At 75.5% G+C, this 18,695-nt stretch carries 4 protein-coding genes; 2 read left to right on the plus strand and 2 right to left on the minus strand.

The window, feature by feature from the left end; genetic code table 11:
- Positions 1-201: 201 nt before the first annotated feature.
- Both AF335_RS20705 and AF335_RS20710 read left to right on the plus strand, forming a co-directional pair.
- Positions 202-1,899 (plus strand): ABC transporter ATP-binding protein, encoded by a 1,698-nt coding sequence (locus AF335_RS20705; RefSeq protein WP_102919914.1) that lies wholly within the window; start codon positions 202-204, stop codon positions 1,897-1,899.
- Positions 1,896-3,740, plus strand: coding sequence for an ABC transporter ATP-binding protein (locus AF335_RS20710; protein ID WP_376697889.1), 1,845 nt, complete (start codon positions 1,896-1,898; stop codon positions 3,738-3,740). The genes AF335_RS20705 and AF335_RS20710 overlap by 4 nt, the downstream gene beginning before the upstream one ends.
- A 285-nt stretch (positions 3,741-4,025) precedes the next feature.
- Here the strand turns inward: AF335_RS20710 and AF335_RS20715 are convergent, their stop codons facing one another.
- Both AF335_RS20715 and AF335_RS20720 read right to left on the minus strand, forming a co-directional pair.
- Positions 4,026-4,229: a cold-shock protein gene (locus tag AF335_RS20715; protein WP_102919916.1), complete on the minus strand. Its 204-nt coding sequence runs from the start codon at positions 4,227-4,229 to the stop codon at positions 4,026-4,028.
- Positions 4,230-4,426: 197 nt separating this feature from the next.
- Positions 4,427-18,658 (minus strand): non-ribosomal peptide synthetase, encoded by a 14,232-nt coding sequence (locus AF335_RS20720; protein WP_102919917.1) that lies wholly within the window; start codon positions 18,656-18,658, stop codon positions 4,427-4,429.
- Positions 18,659-18,695: the final 37 nt, after the last annotated feature.

Raw genomic sequence — 18,695 nt, forward strand, 5'->3', positions numbered from 1 at the left:
TCCCTGCGCTCGGTACGGCGGCTGGACGGCAGAACCCGGCAGCACGACAACTTAGGTGAACCTAACCGAATAACTCTGCCCAGGTCAACGCCGGTTGCCCGAAGAGGGTCGGGGCGAGCGGACCACGTACGGAATCCGACCCGATCATGATAGTTAAGATAGCCTTACCTAACTTACTGCTGGTGTCTGTGGAGGTTTTCGATGCTCGATGGAGGACCGACGGGGGGCGACGTCCTCCGAAGGGCGATCGCGGGCCAACGTCGCCATGTGGCCGGGGCCTCGCTCCTGGGTACGGCGCACCAAGCGTGCGAGGCGATGGTCCCGGTCGTCATAGGTCTGGTGATCGACCAAGCGGTGGCGACGGGCTCGTCCGGGGCCCTGCTGCGCTGGCTGCTGGTGCTCGCCGGGCTCTTCCTCGTCCTGTCCAGTTGCTACCGCGTCGGCGCGCGGATGGGGGAACGGGCCGGGGAACAGGCCGCCCACCGGCTCCGCCGCGACCTCGGCGCCCGGGTGCTCGACCCGCGCGGCGGGGCGGACAAGGACCGGCTCCCCGGTGTGCTGGCCACGATCGCGACCAGCGACGCCAAGCGCGTCGGCGGCGTCGCGACCGTACTGCCGTACGGGGTGGCGGCGCTCGCCGGACTGGCGATCAGCGCCGTGGCGCTGCTCCGCATCTCGGTGCCGCTCGGCCTGCTCGTCCTGCTCGGCATCCCGCCGCTGCTGTGGCTCGGCCACCGCATCAGCCGGCCGCTCGAACGGCGCAGCGGCGCCGAGCAGGAACACGCCGCGCAGGCGTCCGGCATCGCCACCGACCTGGTCGCGGGGCTCCGGGTGCTCAAGGGCTTCGGCGCCGAGACGGCCGCGGTGGCCCGCTACCGGCGGACCAGCCAGGACTCCCTGGCGGCGGCGCTGCGCGCGGCCGGCAGCCGGGCCTGGCACGACGGCGCGATCCTCGCCCTGACCGGCATCTTCATCGCCCTCATCGGACTGGTCGGCGCGCACCTGGCGATGAGCGGTGACATCAGCGTCGGCGACCTGGTGGCGGCCGTGGGCCTGGCCCAGTTCCTGCTCGGCCCGTTCCAGCTCCTCACCTACGTCAACGGCGAGTTCGCCCAGGGCCGCGCGTCGGCGGACCGGATCGCCTCGGTGCTCGCGGCACCGCCCGCCGTGCCCGCCGGGGCGGCCGCCCCGGCCGAACCGGTCGCCGGGGCGCTGCGGTTGCGGGGCGTACGGCACGGGGCGCTGCGCGGGGTCGATCTCGACATCCGCCCCGGGAGCGTCGTCGGCGTCGTCGCGAAGGACCCCGCCACCGCGGCCGACCTGCTGGTCTGCCTGGGCAGGGAGGCTACCCCGGACGAGGGGTCCATCGAGCTGGACGGCGTCGGCCTGGCCGAGCTGGATCCCGTCGGTACGCGCCGGGCGATCCTCGTCGCCCACCACGACGCCGACCTGTTCGAGGGCACGCTGCTGGACAACGTGCTGGCGGGCGGCGACGGCGACGCGGCGAGCGCCGGACCGGCGCTGGCGGCCGCGACGGCGGACGAGGTCGCCCGTACCCTGCCCGGCGGCGTGGACACCCTGATCGACGAGCGCGGGCGCTCCCTCTCCGGCGGTCAGCGGCAGCGCGTCGCGCTCGCCCGCGCGCTCGCCGCCGACCCGCCCGTCCTGGTCGTGCACGACCCGACCACGGCCGTGGACACGGTCACCGAATCCCGGATCGCCGCCCGCCTCCGCGAACTCCGCGACGGCCGCACCACGATCCTGGTCACCACCAGCCCCGCCCTGCTCGCGACGGCCGACCGGGTCGTCGTCCTCGACGGGGGCACCGTGACCGCCGACGGCCCGCACGCCGAACTCGCGGCCGGCGACGCGGCGTACCGCTCGGTGGTGCTCGCATGACCACGACGCCGGCTCCGGCCGCTCCCGACGAGACCACCCCTGAGAACGGACGGACGATGAGCACAGCCGGTACGCCGGACCGCGCACTCCTGCCGACGGCCACCGGCGCCGAGACGCTCGCCGTCGTCGGCCCGCTGCTGCGGCGCCACCGGGGCCTGGCAGCGGCGGCGGTGACCGTCCTGCTCGCCGGTACGGGCATCGGCCTGCTGACCGCCCCGCTGCTGGGCCACATCGTCGACCTGGTCGTCCAGCGGCGCGGGGCGGACGCCCTGACCCTGCCGATGGTGCTCCTCGTCGCGGTCGCCGTGGGGCGCGGCGCCGCCACCGCGATCGGCAGCTCGCTCGTCGCCCGGCTCGGCGAGACCGTCCTCGCGAGCCTGCGCGAGCAGTTCATCGAGCGGGCGCTGCGGCTGCCGCTCGAACGCGTCGAGAAGGCCGGCTCGGGCGACCTCACCTCCCGGGTCACCGGCGACGTGGCCCTCATCGCACAGACGGTGCGTCAGGCCCTGCCCGAGTTCAGCCGCTCCGTCTTCACCATCGTGCTGACCCTGGTCGGCCTCGCGGTGCTGGACTGGCGGTTCGCGCTCGTCGTCCTGATCGCCGCACCCGTCCACTACTTCACCGTGCGCTGGTACATGCGCCGCGCCATCCCCGTCTACGCCGCGCACCGCGTGGCGACGGGGGCGCTCCAGCACCAGCTCCTCGACAGCGTCGGCGGCGTCCGCACCGTCCGGGCGTTCCGGCTGACCGACCGTCATGTCGACCTGGTCGGAGAGCGGTCGCAGTCGGCCGTCGACCTGGCCCTGCGCGGTAACCGGCTGGTGACGGGCTTCTTCTCCCGGCTCAACATCGCCGAGTTCCTCGGCCTCGCGTCGGTCCTCGTCACCGGCTTCCTCCTGGTCGACAACGGCTCCGTGAGCATCGGCACGGCGACCGCCGCCGCGCTGTACTTCCACAGCCTCTTCAACCCGCTCAACGCCGCGCTCGTCCTCATCGACGACGCGCAGTCCGCCGGGGCGAGCCTGGCCCGCCTGGTCGGCGTGTCGGCCCTCCCCGGCGAGCGGGAGCCGGACCGGCCCGCCGCGCCCGCCGACGGCTCGGTCCGGGTGACCGGGCTCAGCCACACGTACGTGACCGGCCGCCCGGTGCTGCACGAGGTCGATCTGACCGTGCGCGACGGCGAACGCGTCGCCCTGGTCGGTGCCAGCGGTGCCGGCAAGACCACCCTCGCCAAGCTGATCGCCGGCATCCACCGGCCGTCCGGCGGCTCCGTCGTCCTCGGCGGGGTCGACAGCGAGGACCTGGGGCCCGCCGGCATCCGCGGCGCGGTGACCCTCATCAGCCAGGAGGTCCACGTGTTCGCCGGGGCGTTGTCCGACGACCTCCGGCTGGCCCGCCCGGAGGCCACGGACGACGAGCTGCGCGCGGCCCTGGAGAAGGTCGACGCCCTGTCGTGGGTGGCGGAACTCCCGGACGGCCTGGCCACGGTCGTCGGCGAGGGCGGCCACCGCCTCACGGTGACCCAGGCCCAGCACCTCGCCCTCGCCCGCCTCGTCCTCGCCGACCCGCCGGTCGCCATCCTCGACGAGGCGACCGCGGACGCCGGCAGCGCCGGTGCCCGCACCCTGGAGACGGCCGCGTCCCGCGCCCTCTCCGGCCGTACGAGCCTGGTCGTCGCCCACCGCCTCACCCAGGCCGCGACGGCCGACCGGGTCGTCGTGCTCGACGGCGGCCGGGTGGTCGAGTCGGGCACCCACGAGGAGCTCGTGGCGGCGGGCGGGCGGTACGCGGCGCTGTGGGGGGCGTGGTCGGAGAGCCGGCGGGAGGTCGTGCCGGGCTGACGCCCCCGCCACCCCGCGCCGAAGGCCCCCGGTTGTCCACCGGGGGCCTTCGGCGTCGCGCGTCCCGGGTGCGGCGGCCCGGGCGGCGGGGACGCCCTGCCGGGGGCTTCTCCCCTCCCCCGCCCCTTCCCGCGGCATCCGGTGTGCGGCTCCGCCGCGTGGCGGGGGCAGGCCCCCGGACCCCCGTTGCGCTACCGCGCGGTGTCCCCGGGCACCGGACAGGGCCGGCGCGCCTCGGCGGACCCGGACCTCGCCGGAGTGACCCCCGGCCCAGCGGGCTCGGCTCTACAGGACGTAGACATCCGTCGCCTGCGGCCCCTTCGTGCCCTGCCCGATTTGGAACTCCACCCGCTGCCCTTCGTCGAGAGTCCTGAAGCCTTTCCCCTGGATCTCGCTGTAGTGGACGAACAAATCCGGACCCCCGCCGTCGGGCGTGATCCATCCGTACCCCTTCTCCGCGTTGAACCCCTTCACGACGCCCTGAGCCATAGCGTGTCTCCCTGCCGGTCCGTGTCCGAGTGCCCCGATAGGGACAGCGACAGACCTACCCGCTGGGGAAGCACCGGCGGCGGGATTCACCCGACCGGTGCAGTGCCGCGGGAACGCCCTCGCACGGAAAGGGCCCCGCCGATGGCGGAGGAAATCCTCCTTCCCACCGGCGGGGCCCTTGCTTCAAAGGCTCACTCCTACCCCACGCGCAGCTCCGAAACCGCCCGCTCCGGGTCGGACACCACCCGCTCCAGCGTCCCCCGCAACTCCCCCGCCAGCCGCTCCGCCGTCTCCCGGTCGAGTACGTCCGTGGCGAAGATCAGCGCGCAGTGCACCGGCCCGTCCCCCCTCGGCTCGTAGAAGCTGAGCGTGAGGTCCGCCGCCGTGGAGCCCGTCGGGACGGCGTCCAGGGAGCCCAGGCCGCCCTCCAGTTCGGCCAGGTGGGCCTGTTCATGGTGGATGACCATGATCTGCGGGCCCGCCGGGGCCAGGCCGGTGGCCCGGGCGACGTCGTCGAAGGGGACGTCCTGGCGGTCCAGGGCGCCGAGCGTGGTCTCCCGCACCCGGGTGAGGAGTTCGGTGAAGGAGGGGTCGCCCGCGGTGTCGGTGCGCAGGACGACCGTGTTGGAGAAGCAGCCGACCAGGTCGGTCAGGAGCTCGTCGGTGCGGCCGGCGACCATCGTGCCGATCGGCAGGTCGGTGCCCGCGCCATGGGCGGTGAGCAGCGCGGCCAGCGCCGAGTGCAGGACCATGAACATGCTCGTCCCGGTCCGGCGTGCGAGCTCGTCCACGCGGGTGTGCAGCTCCTCGTCGAGGACGAAGCCGACGACATCACCGGCGCGGCCGCCGTGTCCCCGCCCGCCGCGCGCGCGGCCGCCCGGCAGGGCCGGCTCGCCCGGCATGCCGCTCAGGGTCCGCCGCCAGTACGCGAGCTGCCGCGCCCCGGTGCTCTCCGGGTCGGCCGGGTCGCCCAGGACCTCGTGCGCCCAGCGCGTGTAGTCCGCGTAGGTGACGGGCAGGGGCTCCCACTCGGGGGCCCGGCCGGCCGTGCGGGCCGCGTGCGCCGTGGCGAGGTCACGGAGCAGCGGGACGACGGACCATTCGTCGACGGCCAGGTAGTGCATGGTCAGCAGGACCGCCTGGGTGCCGTCCGGCGCGGTGAGCAGCCGGACGCCCAGGGGCGCCCGCCGCTCCAGGTCCGCGGTCCCGGCGGCGAGTTCGGTCAGCCGGGCCTCCAGGTCGTCGCACCGCTCCCGGTCCAGGGCGGTCGGCGCGGCCGGGGCCTGGAGGACCGTGCCGTCCCACTCGGTGAAGGCGGTGCGCAGCGGCTCGTGCCGCTCCACGACGTCGGCGAGCGCGGCGTCGAGCGCGGTGGCGTCCAGGCCGCCGGGCGACCGGAGGACGAGCGCGTGGTCGAAGCCCGCGTGGCGGCGGTACGAGGTCCAGCGCCACCGCTGGGCGGGGGCGAGCGGCGGCGGAGCCGCACCGTCCCGGTCGTCCAGGGCTCGCAGCCGGGGCCGGCCGGCACCGGCGCCCGCCTCGTCGAGCTTGGCCGCGAGGCCGGCGACGGTCAGCGCGTCGAAGACGTCGCGGATGCTGAGGTCGGTGCCGAACACCGAGCGGATCCGGCCGAGCAGCCGCATCGAGGCCATCGAGTGGCCGCCCAGGGCGAAGAAGTTGTCGTGCACGCCGACGTCGGTGAGCTCCAGGACCTCGGCGAAGAGGTCCGCGAGCCGGGCCTGGGTGGGGGTCGCCGGGCGGGTGTCGCCGGTGAGCTCCGACCAGTCGGGCGCGGGCAGGGCCCGGCGGTCCAGCTTGCCGTTGGGGGTCAGCGGCAGCGGACCGTCCAGGATCACCACGAGGGCGGGCACCATGTACTCGGGCAGCATGCCGGCGACGTGCGCGCGCAGGGCCCGCGGGTCGGGTTCCCCGCCCTCCGGGACGACGTAGCCGACCAGCCGGACGATGTCGCCCTTGCGGTCCGGCACCACGGCGGCCTGGGCGACCCCCGGGTGGGCGGCCAGGGCCGCCTCGATCTCGCCGAGCTCGATGCGGAAGCCCCGGACCTTGACCTGGGTGTCGACCCGGCCGAAGAAGTCGAGGTTGCCGTCCTCCCGCCAGCGGGCCCGGTCGCCGGTGCGGTACATCCGGGCGCCGGGCGCGCCGAACGGGTCGGCGACGAAGCGTTCCGAGGTCAGGGCGGGCCTGCCGAGGTAGCCGCGGGCGAGGCCGCGGCCGGCGACGTACAGTTCGCCGACCACGCCGGGCGGGACCGGGCGCAGGGTGGCGTCGAGCACGTAGCAGCGCGTGTTGGGGTCGGGGGCGCCGATGGGCACCCGGTTCCCGGCCGGGCCGCCGGCCCGCCGGGCCGGCCAGAGCGTGGAGTTGACGGTCGCCTCGGTCAGGCCGTAGGCGGCGATGAGGTCGACCGTGTCGCCCCAGCGGTCGAAGAGGTCCGGCGGCACGGTCTCGGTGCCGACCAGGATCGTCGAGCCCTCGGGGAGCCGGCACTCCGGCGGCAGGGCCGACACCAGCGACGGGGGCAGGATCATATGGGTGATCCGCTGCTCGTCGAGGAAGTCGGTCAGCGCCGGTCCCGCGACGCGGGCCTCGTCGGGGACGAGGACGAGCCGGCCGCCGTGGCACAGCGCCATGGCGAGTTCGAAGACGGCGACGTCGAAGCCGATGGAGGCGAACTGCAGGACCCTGCTGTCATGTGCCAGGCCCATCCGGTCCACGGCGGTCGCGACCAGGCTGGAGATGCCCTCGTGCGGGACGACGACGCCCTTGGGGCGGCCCGTGGAGCCGGAGGTGTAGATGACGTAGGCGGCTCCGTCGAGGCTCACAGGGACGGGGGCCGGCGGCGCTCCGGGCGGGCCGTCGAGCGCGGCGGCCGTGTCCGGGGCGTCCAGCAGCAGCGTGGGGACGCCGGGCACGTCGGGGATCTTCCCGGCGACCTGTTCGGTGCCCACGACGAGCGCGGCGCCCGAGTCCTCCACCATGTAGCCGAGCCGGTCGGCGGGGTGGACGAGGTCGAGCGGCAGGAACGCGGCGCCGAGCCGGAGCACGGCGAGGACGGTCGCCACCATGTCGGCGGACCGGGGCACGGCCACGCCGACGACGCTCTCGGCGCCGATCCCGCGCGCGGCCAGCAGCCCGGCGATGCGTTCGGCCCGCGCGTCGAGCCGGGCGTAGCTGACCGTACGGGAGCGGTCGACGACGGCCACGGCGTCGGGGCGTTCCGCGGCCCGGGCGGCGAAGAGGGCGGGGAGGGTGGCCTCCTCGACCTCGCGGGCGGTGGCGTTGAACCCTTCGAGGACCAGCCGCCGCTCGTCGCCGGTGAGGACGTCCACCTGGGAGACGGGCCGGCCGGGGTCGGCCGCGACGGCGGCGACGAGGAGCCGCAGCCGGTCGGCGAGACGCTCCACGGTGTCCCGGTCGTACAGGTCGGTGGCGTACTCCAGCCGGCAGCCGAGCGTGCCGCCCTCGCCGTCCTCGGTGGTCTCCTCGGTGAAGCTGAAGACCAGGTCGAACTTGGCGGTGCGGGTCTCGACGGGCACGTACTCCATGGCCAGGCCGGGCAGTTCCAGGGCGCCGGCCACCCGGTTGTGGTAGCCGACCATCACCTGGAACAGGGGGTTGCGGGCGAGGGAGCGGGTGGGGTTGAGCTTCTCGACGACGGCCTCGAAGGGCACGTCCGCGTGGGAGAACGCGGCGAGGTCGGTGTCCCGTGTCCGGGCCAGCAGGGCGGTGAAGCTCGGGTCGCCGGTGAGGTCGGTGCGCAGGACCAGGGTGTTGACGAAGAAGCCGACGAGGTCGTCGAGGGCTTCGTCGGTGCGCCCGGCGATGGGCGAGCCCAGCGGGATGTCCGTGCCCGCGCCCATGCGGTGGAGCAGGGCGGCGACGGCCGCGTGCGCGACCATGAACATGCTGGCGCCGCTCTCGCGGGCCAGCTTGCGCAGGCCCCGGTAGGAGGCGTCGTCGAAGGTGACGGTGTGGTCGGCGCCGGCGAAGCTCGGGCGCGAGGGGCGCGGCCGGTCGGTGGGCAGCTCCAGTTCCTCGGGCGCGCCGTCCAGGGCGGTCCGCCAGAACTCCAGCTGGCGGGCGGCCGGGCTGTCCGGCGCGGCCGGGTCGCCGAGCAGCCGCTCCTGCCACAGGGCGTAGTCGGCGTACTGGACGGGCAGCGGCTCCCACACGGGTGCCGTGCCGTCCTTGCGGGCGGCGTAGGCGGTGGCGAGGTCGCGCAGGAACGGGCGGTCCGACCATTCGTCGGTGGTGATGTGGTGCAGCAGGAGCACGGCGATGTGGTCGTCGGGGCCGAGCTCGACGACGGTGGCCCGCAGCGGCGGTTCGACGGCGAGGTCGAACGGCCGGGCGACGGCGTCGGCGACGACGCGGGGCGCCTCCTCGTGGCCGGCCCGGACGTGCTCCACCACCGGGTGGGCCTCCTCCGGCGGCAGGACCCGCTGGAGTGCCCGTCCCTCGTGCTCCGTGATCAGGGTCCGCAGCGCCTCATGACGTGCCGTCACATCGCCGAGCGCCGCCCGCCAGGCGGGCAGGTCGAACGCGCCGCGCAGCCGCATCACGAGGGGGAAGTGGTACGCGGCCGAGGTGCCCTCCATCTGCTGGACGACCCACAGCCGCCGCTGGGCGTGGGAGAGCGGCAGCTCCGCCGGCCGCTCGGCGGCGACCAGCGCCGGCCGGGCGCCCGCCGCGTCCGGGCCGCTCGCGCGGCGCACCAGCTCGGCCACGGTCGGCGCCTCGAACAGGTCCCGGATGGTGAGCTCCGCGTCCAGGGCGGTACGGGCCCGGCTGATCAGCCGGGTGGCCAGCAGGGAGTGGCCGCCCAGCTCGAAGAAGTCGCCGTCGACGCCGACGGGGTCCGGCAGTCCGAGCACCTCGGCGAAGAGCGCGCAGAGCGTCTCCTCGCGGGGCGAGCCCGGGGGCCGGCCGGTGCCGGAGCCGGTCGGCTCCGGCGCCGGGAGCGCCTTGACGTCGAGCTTGCCGTTGACGGTCAGCGGCAGGGTCGGGACGGTGACGAGCGCCGCGGGGACCATGTAGTCGGGCAGCTTGGCCTTCAGGTGCGCGCGCAGCCGTCCGAGGAGGTCCCCGGCGTCGGCGTCGGCCTCCGGCACCACATAGCCGGTCAGGCGCTTGGTGCCGCCCGCGTCCGTCACCACGACGGCCGCGTGCGCGACCTCGGGGTGGGTCGCCAGGGCCGTGGAGACCTCGCCCAGCTCGATGCGGTAGCCGCGGATCTTGACCTGGTCGTCGGTGCGGCCGAGGAAGTCCAGGAGGCCGTCGGGGCGCTGCCGTACGAGGTCGCCGGTACGGTACATCCGCTCGCCCGGGGCGCCGAACGGGTCGGCGACGAACCGGGCGGCGGTCAGGCCGGGCCGGTCGTGGTAGCCGCGGGCGAGACCGGTGCCGGCGATGTACAGCTCGCCGGGGCAGCCGGGCGGTACGGGGCGCAGCATGGTGTCGAGGACGTGGGCCCGGGTGTTGCGGATGGGCCTGCCGACGGTCGGCGCGGGGCTGTCGGCGGTGGAGCCGCCGAGGGTGTTGATCGTGTACTCGGTGGGTCCGTAGAGGTTGTAGCCGTAGGTGCCCTCGGTGTCCCGGAGCCGGGTCCAGACGGTGTCGGGGACGGCCTCGCCGCCCAGCAGGACGAGCGCGGGCCGGTGGCGCGGGCCGTCCGGCTCCTCGGACCGCTCCAGCAGGCCCTCCTCGATCAGCAGCTGGGCGTAGGTGGGGGTCACGTTGACGACGTCGACGCGGTGCCGGTCGCAGTAGGCGACGAGGGCCTCGGCGTCGCGGCGCAGCTCCTCGTCGCAGATGTGCACCTCGTGTCCCTCGACGAGCCAGAGCAGCTCCTCCCAGGACATGTCGAAGGCGAAGGAGACGGTGTGGGCGATGCGCAGGCGGCGTCCGCCGGCGGCGGCGATGGCCGGGTCGAAGATCTCCTTCTGGTGGTTGATCTGCATGTTCGTCAGGCCGCGGTAGGGCGTGACGACGCCCTTGGGGCGGCCGGTGGAGCCGGAGGTGTAGATGATGTAGGCGGGGTGCTCCAGCCGGTCCGGCAGGCCGTGCGCGAAGGCGGGCCGTTCGGCGTCGGTGACCTCCGCGCCGGGGAGGGCGGCGAGTTCGGCGGCGACGGCCGGGTCGTCGAGGAGGATCTCCGGTGCCGGGGCGCCCGCCTCGCCGCGCAGGGTCGGGGCGACCGCCGTCGTGGTCAGCAGGCACAGGGGCGCGGTGTCCTCGACGGTCATGCGCAGCCGGTCGGCGGGGTGGTCGAGGTCGAGCGGCAGGTAGGCGGCGCCGGTGCGCAGTACGGCGAAGAGCGCCACGACGGTCTCGACGGAGCGCGGCAGGGCCAGCGCGACGGCCTTCTCCGGTCCGGCGCCGCGGGCCAGCAGCAGCCGGGCCAGGCGGTTGATCTCCGCGTCCAGTTCGGCGTAGGTCAGGGCGCGTGCGCCGAAGACCAGGGCCACCTCGTCCGGGGTGCGGGCCGCCTGGGCGGCGAGGAGGTCGGCGACGGTGTCGTCCGGCACCGGCCGCCTGCTGTCCTCGTGGCCCGCGAGGAGCGTGGTCCGCTCGCCGGGCAGGAGCAGGTCGACGCCGCCGGTCGGGACGGGCGTGCCGGCGGTGGCGTCCAGCTGGTCGGCCAGCCGTTCCAGGACGGTCGTGAAGCGGGTGAGGACCGTGGTCGCGGCCTCGGCGTCGAACAGGTCGGGCCGGGCGGCGAGGGTCACCTTCAGCCGGGCGCCGGGGGTGACGATGAGGGTGAGGGGGAAGTGCGTGCCGTCGACGTTGGAGACGCCGGTGATGCCGTGCCGCTCGCGGAGGGCGGCGGCCCGGTCCTCACCGTCGGCGGAGCGCAGCACGAACAGGGTATCGAACAGGCGCCGGTGGCCCGCCTCCCGCTGGAGGGCGCCGAGGCCCACGTACTCGTACGGCATGACGGCGGCGCGCTCGGACTGCATCCGGCGCAGGAGGCCGGGCAGGGGCTCGGCCGGGTCGAGGGCGATGCGGACGGGGACGGTGTTGAGGAACATGCCGATGATGTCCTCGACGCCGGGTACCTCGACGGGGCGGCCCGCCACGGCGGTGCCGAAGGCGACGTCGGGGCGGCCCGTCATGGCGGACAGGACCAGGCCCCACGCGGCGTTGAGGACGGTGTTGAGGGTGAGTCCGTGCCGGCGGGCGGCGGCCCGCAGCCGGTCGCCGCTCTCCCGGGGCAGCCAGGCGTCGAAGTCCACCGGGATGACCGGTCCGCCGTCGCGGCCGGCCGGGGCGAGCAGGGTGGGTTCGGCGAAGCCCGCGAGGGCCCGGCCCCACTCCCCCATGGCGGCGGGGGCGTCCTGCCGGTCCAGCCAGGCCAGGTAGTCGCGGTAGGAGCCGGCCGGCGGGAGGCCGGTGCCGTCGCCGGCCCGTTCGTAGAGGGTGAACAGCTCCTCGAGGAACAGCCACGCGGACCAGCCGTCCCACACGATGAGGTGGTGGGTGACGACGAGCCGGTCCTTGCCGTCGGCGAGGCGGATGAGCAGCAGCCGGCAGAGCGGGGGCGCGGCGAGGTCGAAGCGCTGCCGCCGGTCGGCGGCCAGCAGCTCCTCGACCCGGGCGGCGCGCTCCTCGTCGGACAGCGCGGAGAGGTCCACCTCGGTCAGGGGTATCCCGGCGCCGTCGACGATGAACTGCACGGGGCGGGGCAGGCCGTCGCTGGTGAACCCGGCGCGCAGGCCGGTGTTGCGGGCCAGCAGGGTGCGGCAGGCGGCGCGGAGGCGGTCGGCGTCGAGGCGGTGGTCGAGGTCGAGGGCCTCCTGGGAGAGGTAGACGTCGAGCGTTCCCACGTCGTAGGTGGCCTCGAAGTACATGCCCTCCTGGAGGGGGGAGAGCGGCCAGACGTCGGCGACGGGCCGCCCGGCGGCGGCCGTCACGCGCTCGGTCTCCTCCGGGGAGAGGACGAGTCCGGTGGGCGGAGGTTCGGGGGCGGTCTCCCCCGGTGTCGCGGAGGCGGCGACCAGCTGGTCCAGGAGTGCCTGGAGGGCGGGGTCGACGGGTGCCCCCGACCGCTGTGCCAGGACGGCCCGGAGCGCGGCGGCGGCCTGTCCGGCGTCCGCGGCGGCGACGGTCACGGCCGTCTCACCGCCGGCGGCCGGGCCCGTGGCGGGCTCGGGGGCCGGGTCGGCGGTGGCGCCGGAGGCGAGTGCGGCGGGCGTGCGGCGGACGAAGACGTCCCGTGGGCTGATGGCTATTCCCTGCTGTCGGGCGCGGGTGGCGACGGTGATGGAGGTGAGGCTGTCCCCGCCCAGGACGAAGAAGTCGTCGTCGACGCCGGTGCCGGGCAGTCCGAGGACGTCGGAGAAGATCTCGCACAGGGCGCGTTCGCGCGCGTCGCGGGGCGCGCGGCCGGTTCCGGCGGTGGCGGCGGCGGGTGCGGGCAGGGCGTTCCGGTCGAGCTTGCCGCTGGGGGTCAGCGGCAGTTCGGCGAGGGGGACGAGGGCCCCGGGCAGCATGGTCGCGGGCAGTTCGGCGGCGAGTGCCGCGCGCAGAGCCTCGGTGTCCAGGGTGGTGCCGGGTGCGGGCACGGCGTAGCCGACGAGCGCGCCGTCGCGGACGGTGACGGCCGCGTGGGCGACGCCGGGCCGCCGGGACAGGGCCTCCTCGATCTCGCCGAGTTCGACGCGGTTGCCGCGGATCTTCACCTGGCGGTCGGTGCGGCCGAGGTACTCGACGGTCCCGTCGGGGCGGCGGCGTACGAGGTCGCCGGTGCGGTACATCCGCTCCCCCGGGGCGCCGAACGGGTCGGCGACGAACCGGGCGGCGGTCAGGCCGGGCCGGTCGTGGTAGCCGCGGGCCAGCTGGACGCCGGCGAGGTGGAGTTCGCCGGGCACCCCGTCGGGGACGGGGCGCAGGAAGGCGTCCAGCACGTACAGCCGGGTGTTCCACACCGGGCGGCCGATGGGGACGTCGCGGTCGGTGCCGCCCTCGTAGGGGAACCAGGTCACGTCCACGGCGGCCTCGGTGGGCCCGTAGAGGTTGTGCAGGGGTACGGGGCCGTGTCCGGCGCGGGAGGTGAGGTCCCACCAGCGGCGGGCGGTGGCGCCGGTGAGCGCCTCGCCGCTGGAGAAGGCCCGGCGCAGGCTCGCCGCCCAGCCGCCGGGGGCGGTGCCGGCCTCCATGGCCTGGACGAACGCGGCGAGCATCGAGGGCACGAAGTGCAGGGTGGTGACGCGTTCGGAGTGGATGAGCCCGGCGAGGTAGTCGGGGTCGCGGTGGCCGTCGGGGCGGGCGAGGACGACGGCGGCTCCTTCGAGGAGCGGCCAGAAGAACTCCCACACCGACACGTCGAAGCTCGACGGGGTCTTCTGCAGGACCCGGTCGTCGGCGGCGAGTCCGTACTGTCCCTGCATCCAGGCGAGCCGGTTGACGATCGCCCGGTGGGTGACGACGACGCCCTTGGGGCGGCCGGTGGAGCCGGAGGTGTAGATGAGGTAGGCGGGGTGGTCGGGGCCGGCGTCCCGGGCGGGTGTGTCGGGGACCTCCTCGGCCCGGTCGAGGAGGTCCTCGGCCCGGTCGAGGACGAGGAGGTCGGGGCCGTCGCCGCCGCCGGGCAGCCGGGTGGCGGACGCGGCGGTGGTGACGACGACGCGGGCGCCGGAGTCGGCGAGCATGAACGCCACCCGGTCGGCCGGGTAGTCCAGGTCCACGGGCAGGTAGGCGGCGCCCGCCTTGAGGACGCCGAGGAGCGCGACCATCAGCCCGGCCGAGCGCGGCACGGCGACGGCGACGAACTGCTCCGGTGCCACGCCACGGGCCCGCAGCCGGCGGGCCAGGTCCTCGGCGCGCCGGTCGAGCTCCGCGTACGTCAGCCGCTCGCCCTCGTACACCACGGCGGTGGCCTCGGGGGTGCGCGCCACCTGCGCGGCGAACGCGGCGGCGAGCGTGGTGTCCGGCACGGTGCGCGCGGTCGCGTTGCTTCCGGCGAGGCGGTCGTGCTCGGCTGCGGTCAGCAGGTCGAGCCCGGCGACGGGCAGCTCTGGCTCGGCGACCAGGGTCTCCAGCAGGGCGAGGAAGCGGTCGGCGAGCGCCCGGACGGCCGGCCGGCCGAGCCGGGCGGCGTCGTGCTTCCACCTCAGGTCGAGGCGGTCGCCCGGCCGTACGACAAGGGCGAGCGGGTAGTGCACGGCGTCGTGGACCTCGACGCCGGTGATGTCCAGGGCGTCGCCGTCCCCGGTGCCGGGCCGCCGCGGGGCGGGGTAGTTCTCGAACACCACGAGGGTGTCGAAGAGGTCACCGCCCCCGGCGGTGCGCTGGATGTCGGCGAGGCCGAGGTGGTGGTGCTCCAGCAGTCCGGCGTGCTCGTCCTGGAGGCGGCGCAGGGCCCCGGTGAGGGAGTCGTCCGGCCGTACCCGCATCCGGGTGGGCACCGTGTTGATGAACAGGCCGACGGCCGAGGCCAGCCCGTCGACCTCGGTGGCGCGGCCGGAGACGGTGCTGCCGAAGACGACGTCGGCACCGCCGGTGAGCCCGCCCAGGAGGAGGCCCCAGGCGCCGTGCACGACGGTGCTCAGGGTGAGGCCGTGGGCGCGGGCATGGGCGGTCAGGCGCGCGGTGAGCGCCTCGGGGACGCTGGTGTCGAGGTGCTCCGGGCGGGGCTCCGGCGCGTCCTCGGCCCCGTCGGCGTCCGGCGCGGTGAGCCGGGTCGGCCCCGGCAGGCCGGCGAGGGCCAGGGCCCAGGCGCTCCGGGCCGTCCCGCGGTCACGGCCGGCGAGCCAGGCCAGGTGGGGGCGGGGGTCGAAGGGGGCGGGGAGCTCCTCCCCCCGGTAGGCGGCGAGGAGTTCGCGCAGCAGGACGGAGACCGACCAGCCGTCGGCCACGATGTGATGGAGGGTCAGCAGGAGCCGGTGGCGTTCCCCGTCGCGGATCAGGGCGGCCCGCAGGAGCGGCGGGGCGGCGAGGTCGAAGCGCTCGGCGCGGTCGTCCCGGAGCAGTGCGTCCAGCGCGTCACCGGAGGCTTCGGCCTCGCGCCACGGCAGGGTGACGGCGTCGGCCACCCGCTGGACGACCTGTCCGCCGGGGAGCTGCCGGAAGCCGGCGCGCAGCAGCGGGTGCCGGTCGAGGAGGTGCTGGAGTGCGCGGCGGAGCCGGTCGGCGTCGACGGGGCCCGCGAGGTCGAGGAGTTCCTGCACCAGGTAGAGGTCGGTGGTGTGCTCGTCGAAGCGGGCGTGGAAGTAGAAGCCCTCCTGGAGCGGGGAGACCGGCAGGGCCGTGTCGTCCAGTTCGACGGGGGCGGCGGCCGGGTGGCCCGTACCGGTGTCGGTGCCGGCGGCCGCGGCGAGCGCGGCGACGGTGCGGTGTTGGAAGACGTCGCGGGGGGTCAGCGGGATTCCGGCCGCGCGGGCGCGTTCGACCAGCTGGATCGCGACGATGCTGTCGCCGCCGAGGGCGAAGAAGCTGTCGTGGACGCCCGCCGAGGGCAGGCCGAGGACCTCGGCGAACAGCCCGGCCAAGGTGGCCTCGGCCGGTGTCGTCGGGGCGGCGCCGCCGGTCAGGGCGGTCCACTCGGGGTCGGGCAGGGCCTTGGTGTCGAGCTTTCCGTTGGGCGTCAGCGGGAGCGGCCCGGCCAGGACCACGACGGCCGAGGGCACCATGTGCTCCGGCAGCGTGCCGGCCAGCTCCGCGCGGGCGGCGGCGACAGCGGTGTCCGTGGCACGGGGGTCCGTGCCGGTGTCGCCGACCAGATAGGCGACGAGGCGCTTGGTGCCCCGGTGGTCCTGCCGGACGAGGACGGCGGCCTGGGCGATGCCCGGGGCGGCCATGAAGGCGCTCTCGATCTCGCCGGGTTCGATGCGATGGCCGCGGATCTTGAGCTGGCCGTCGGCGCGGCCGAGGAACTCCAGGTTACCGTCCGCGCCCCAGCGGACGCGGTCGCCGGTGCGGTACATCCGCTCCCCGGGGGCGCCGAACGGGTCGGCGACGAACCGGCCGGCGGTCAGGCCCGGCCGGCCGAGGTAGCCGCGGGCCAGGCCGCGTCCGGCGATGTACAGCTCGCCCTCGACGCCCGCGCCCGCCGGGCGGAGGGCGTGGTCGAGTACGTAGGCACGGGTGTTGGGGTCGGGCCGGCCGATGGGCACCGGGCCGGGGCGGCCGGCCTCCGCGGACCACAGCGTGGAGTTGACGGTCGCCTCGGTCAGCCCGTAGGCGACGACGACGCGCAGCCGGTCGGACCAGCGGGCGATCAGCTCTCCGGGCACGGCCTCGGTGCCGACGACGAGGACGGAGCCCTCGGGGAGGTCGCAGTCCTGCGGCAGGGCCGACACCAGGGACGGCGGCAGGATCATATGGGTGGCCCGGTGGGCGGCGATGTAGTCCGTGAGGGCGGGCCCGGCGACGCGGCGCTCGGTGGGGACGAGGATGACGGTCCCGCCGACGCACAGCGACATGACCAGGTCCCAGACGGTCACGTCGAAGCCGGCCGAGGCGAACTGGACGACGCGGCTTCCGGCGTCGACGCCGAGCCGGTCGGTGGCGGTGACGATCAGGCTGCCGATGCCGTCGTGGGTGACGACGACGCCCTTGGGGCGGCCGGTGGAGCCGGAGGTGTAGATGACGTAGGCGGCCTGGTCGAGGGAGACCGGCACAGTGGGGGCCGGGCCGTCGAAGGCGGCCAGTCCGGCGGTGACCGCCGGGTCGTCGAGCAGCAGGCGTACGGGGCCGTCCGGCAGCTCGGCGGCGAGTTCGCGGGTGGTGACGACGGTCCGGGCGCCGGCGTCGTCGAGCATGTAGGCGATCCGGTCGCGGGGGTGGTCGGCGTCGAGCGGCAGATAGGCCGCGCCCGCCTTCATGACGGCGAGCAGGGCGGTCACCAGCTCGGGCGAGCGGGGCAGGGCGACGGCGACGACGTCCTCGGGGCGCACGCCGCGCGCGGTGAGCAGGCGGGCCAGCCGGCCCGCCGCCGCGTCGAGTGCGGCGTAGGTGAGTTCACGGTCCTCGCAGACGAGGGCGACGGCGTCCGGGGTGCGGCGGGCCCGCTCCTCGAAGGCGGCCGGCCAGGTCAGCTCGGGGGCTTCGCGGGGCGCGGTGCCGAACTCGGTCAGCAGCCGGGTCCGCTCGGTGTCGTCGGTCAGCTCGACGCGGCCCAGGGGGCGGTCGGTGTCGTCGGCCATGGCCGTGAGGACGCGCAGGAAACGGCGCTCGTGGTCGTCCAGTTCGCCCTGCTCGCAGACGGCCGCGTCCGCGTCGAGGCCGATCCGTATGTTCCCGTGCTCGGGGGCGACGAAGGTGACGGCCAGGTCGCTGATGCGGCCGAGCCAGACGGGGTGGAAGGCGGTCTCGTGGTCGCCGAAGCGGAAGTCCTCGGCGGCGGGGAGGACGTTGACCGTGGGGCCGACGAGTTCCGCGACGCCGTCGGTCAGGCCCAGGTCCCTGGCCAGTTCCTCGGCTCGGTAGCGGCCGTGCGCGAGGGTCTCGGCGATCTCGTGCCGGACGGCGTCCACCAGCGCGGCGGTGGTCGTGTCCGGGCGGACCGTCACCCGCAGGGGGAGGACGTTGGAGACCATGCCGGGCAGGTCCCGGGTCCCGTCGTCGGCGCGTGCGGTGACCGGCAGGCCGAGGACGAGGTCCCGTTCGCCGGTGGCCCGGTGCAGATAGCCGGCCACGGCCGCGACCAGCAGGCGGGAGGCGCGGACGCCGAGGGCGGCGGCGGCCTCGCGCACGCGGGCGGTGAGCTCCGGTGACAGTTCCGTGGTGCGCCGGACCCGCCGGGTCATGGGCGCGCCGCCGCGCGGGACGAGGCGTACGGGCTCCGGGCGATCGGCGAGCCGGGCGCTCCAGTGGTCGCGGTCGGCCTCGAACCGGGCGGAGGCGCGGTAGTCGCGGTCGGCGCCGACCAGCCGGGCGAGCTCCCAGCGGGGTGCCGGCGCGTCCGCGCCGTGGGTGTAGAGCGCACCGGCCCGGCGGGTGAGGTGGACGACTCCGGCCGCGTCGGTGGCGAGGTGGTGGTACCGCTGGTACCAGCGGACCCGGTCGTCGGCCAGCCGGAGCAGGGCCTGGGCGAACAGCGGGCCGTGGGCGAGGTCGGCGGGCCGGTCGCGCTCGGCGGCGGCCCAGGCGTCGGCGGCGGCCTCGGGGTCGGGTTCGCCGCGCAGGTCGACGTGGCGGACCTCGACGGGGAGGCGGCCGGGGTACTGGCGGGGGCCGGCCGGCCCCGCCTCGACCCGGACGTGCAGGGGCCCGGCCTCCTCGACCGCCTGCCGCACGGCGGCGGCCAGCCGGTCGAGGTCGACGGCGCCCCGCAGTTCCAGGTAGAACGCGATGTTGTACGCCGAGCTGTCCGGCTCGATCTGCTGGGCCAGCCAGATACCGGTTTGCGCACCGGTCAGTGGCAGTCCGGTCGCCTGCGTCCGGGCGGACTCGGCATCACACATGGTCGTCTTGCCTTTCCCTGGTCTTGCGTCTGCTCTG

The sequence above is a fragment of the Streptomyces eurocidicus genome, from assembly GCF_002891295.1.
GTDB classification, from domain to species: Bacteria; Actinomycetota; Actinomycetes; order Streptomycetales; family Streptomycetaceae; genus Streptomyces; species Streptomyces eurocidicus.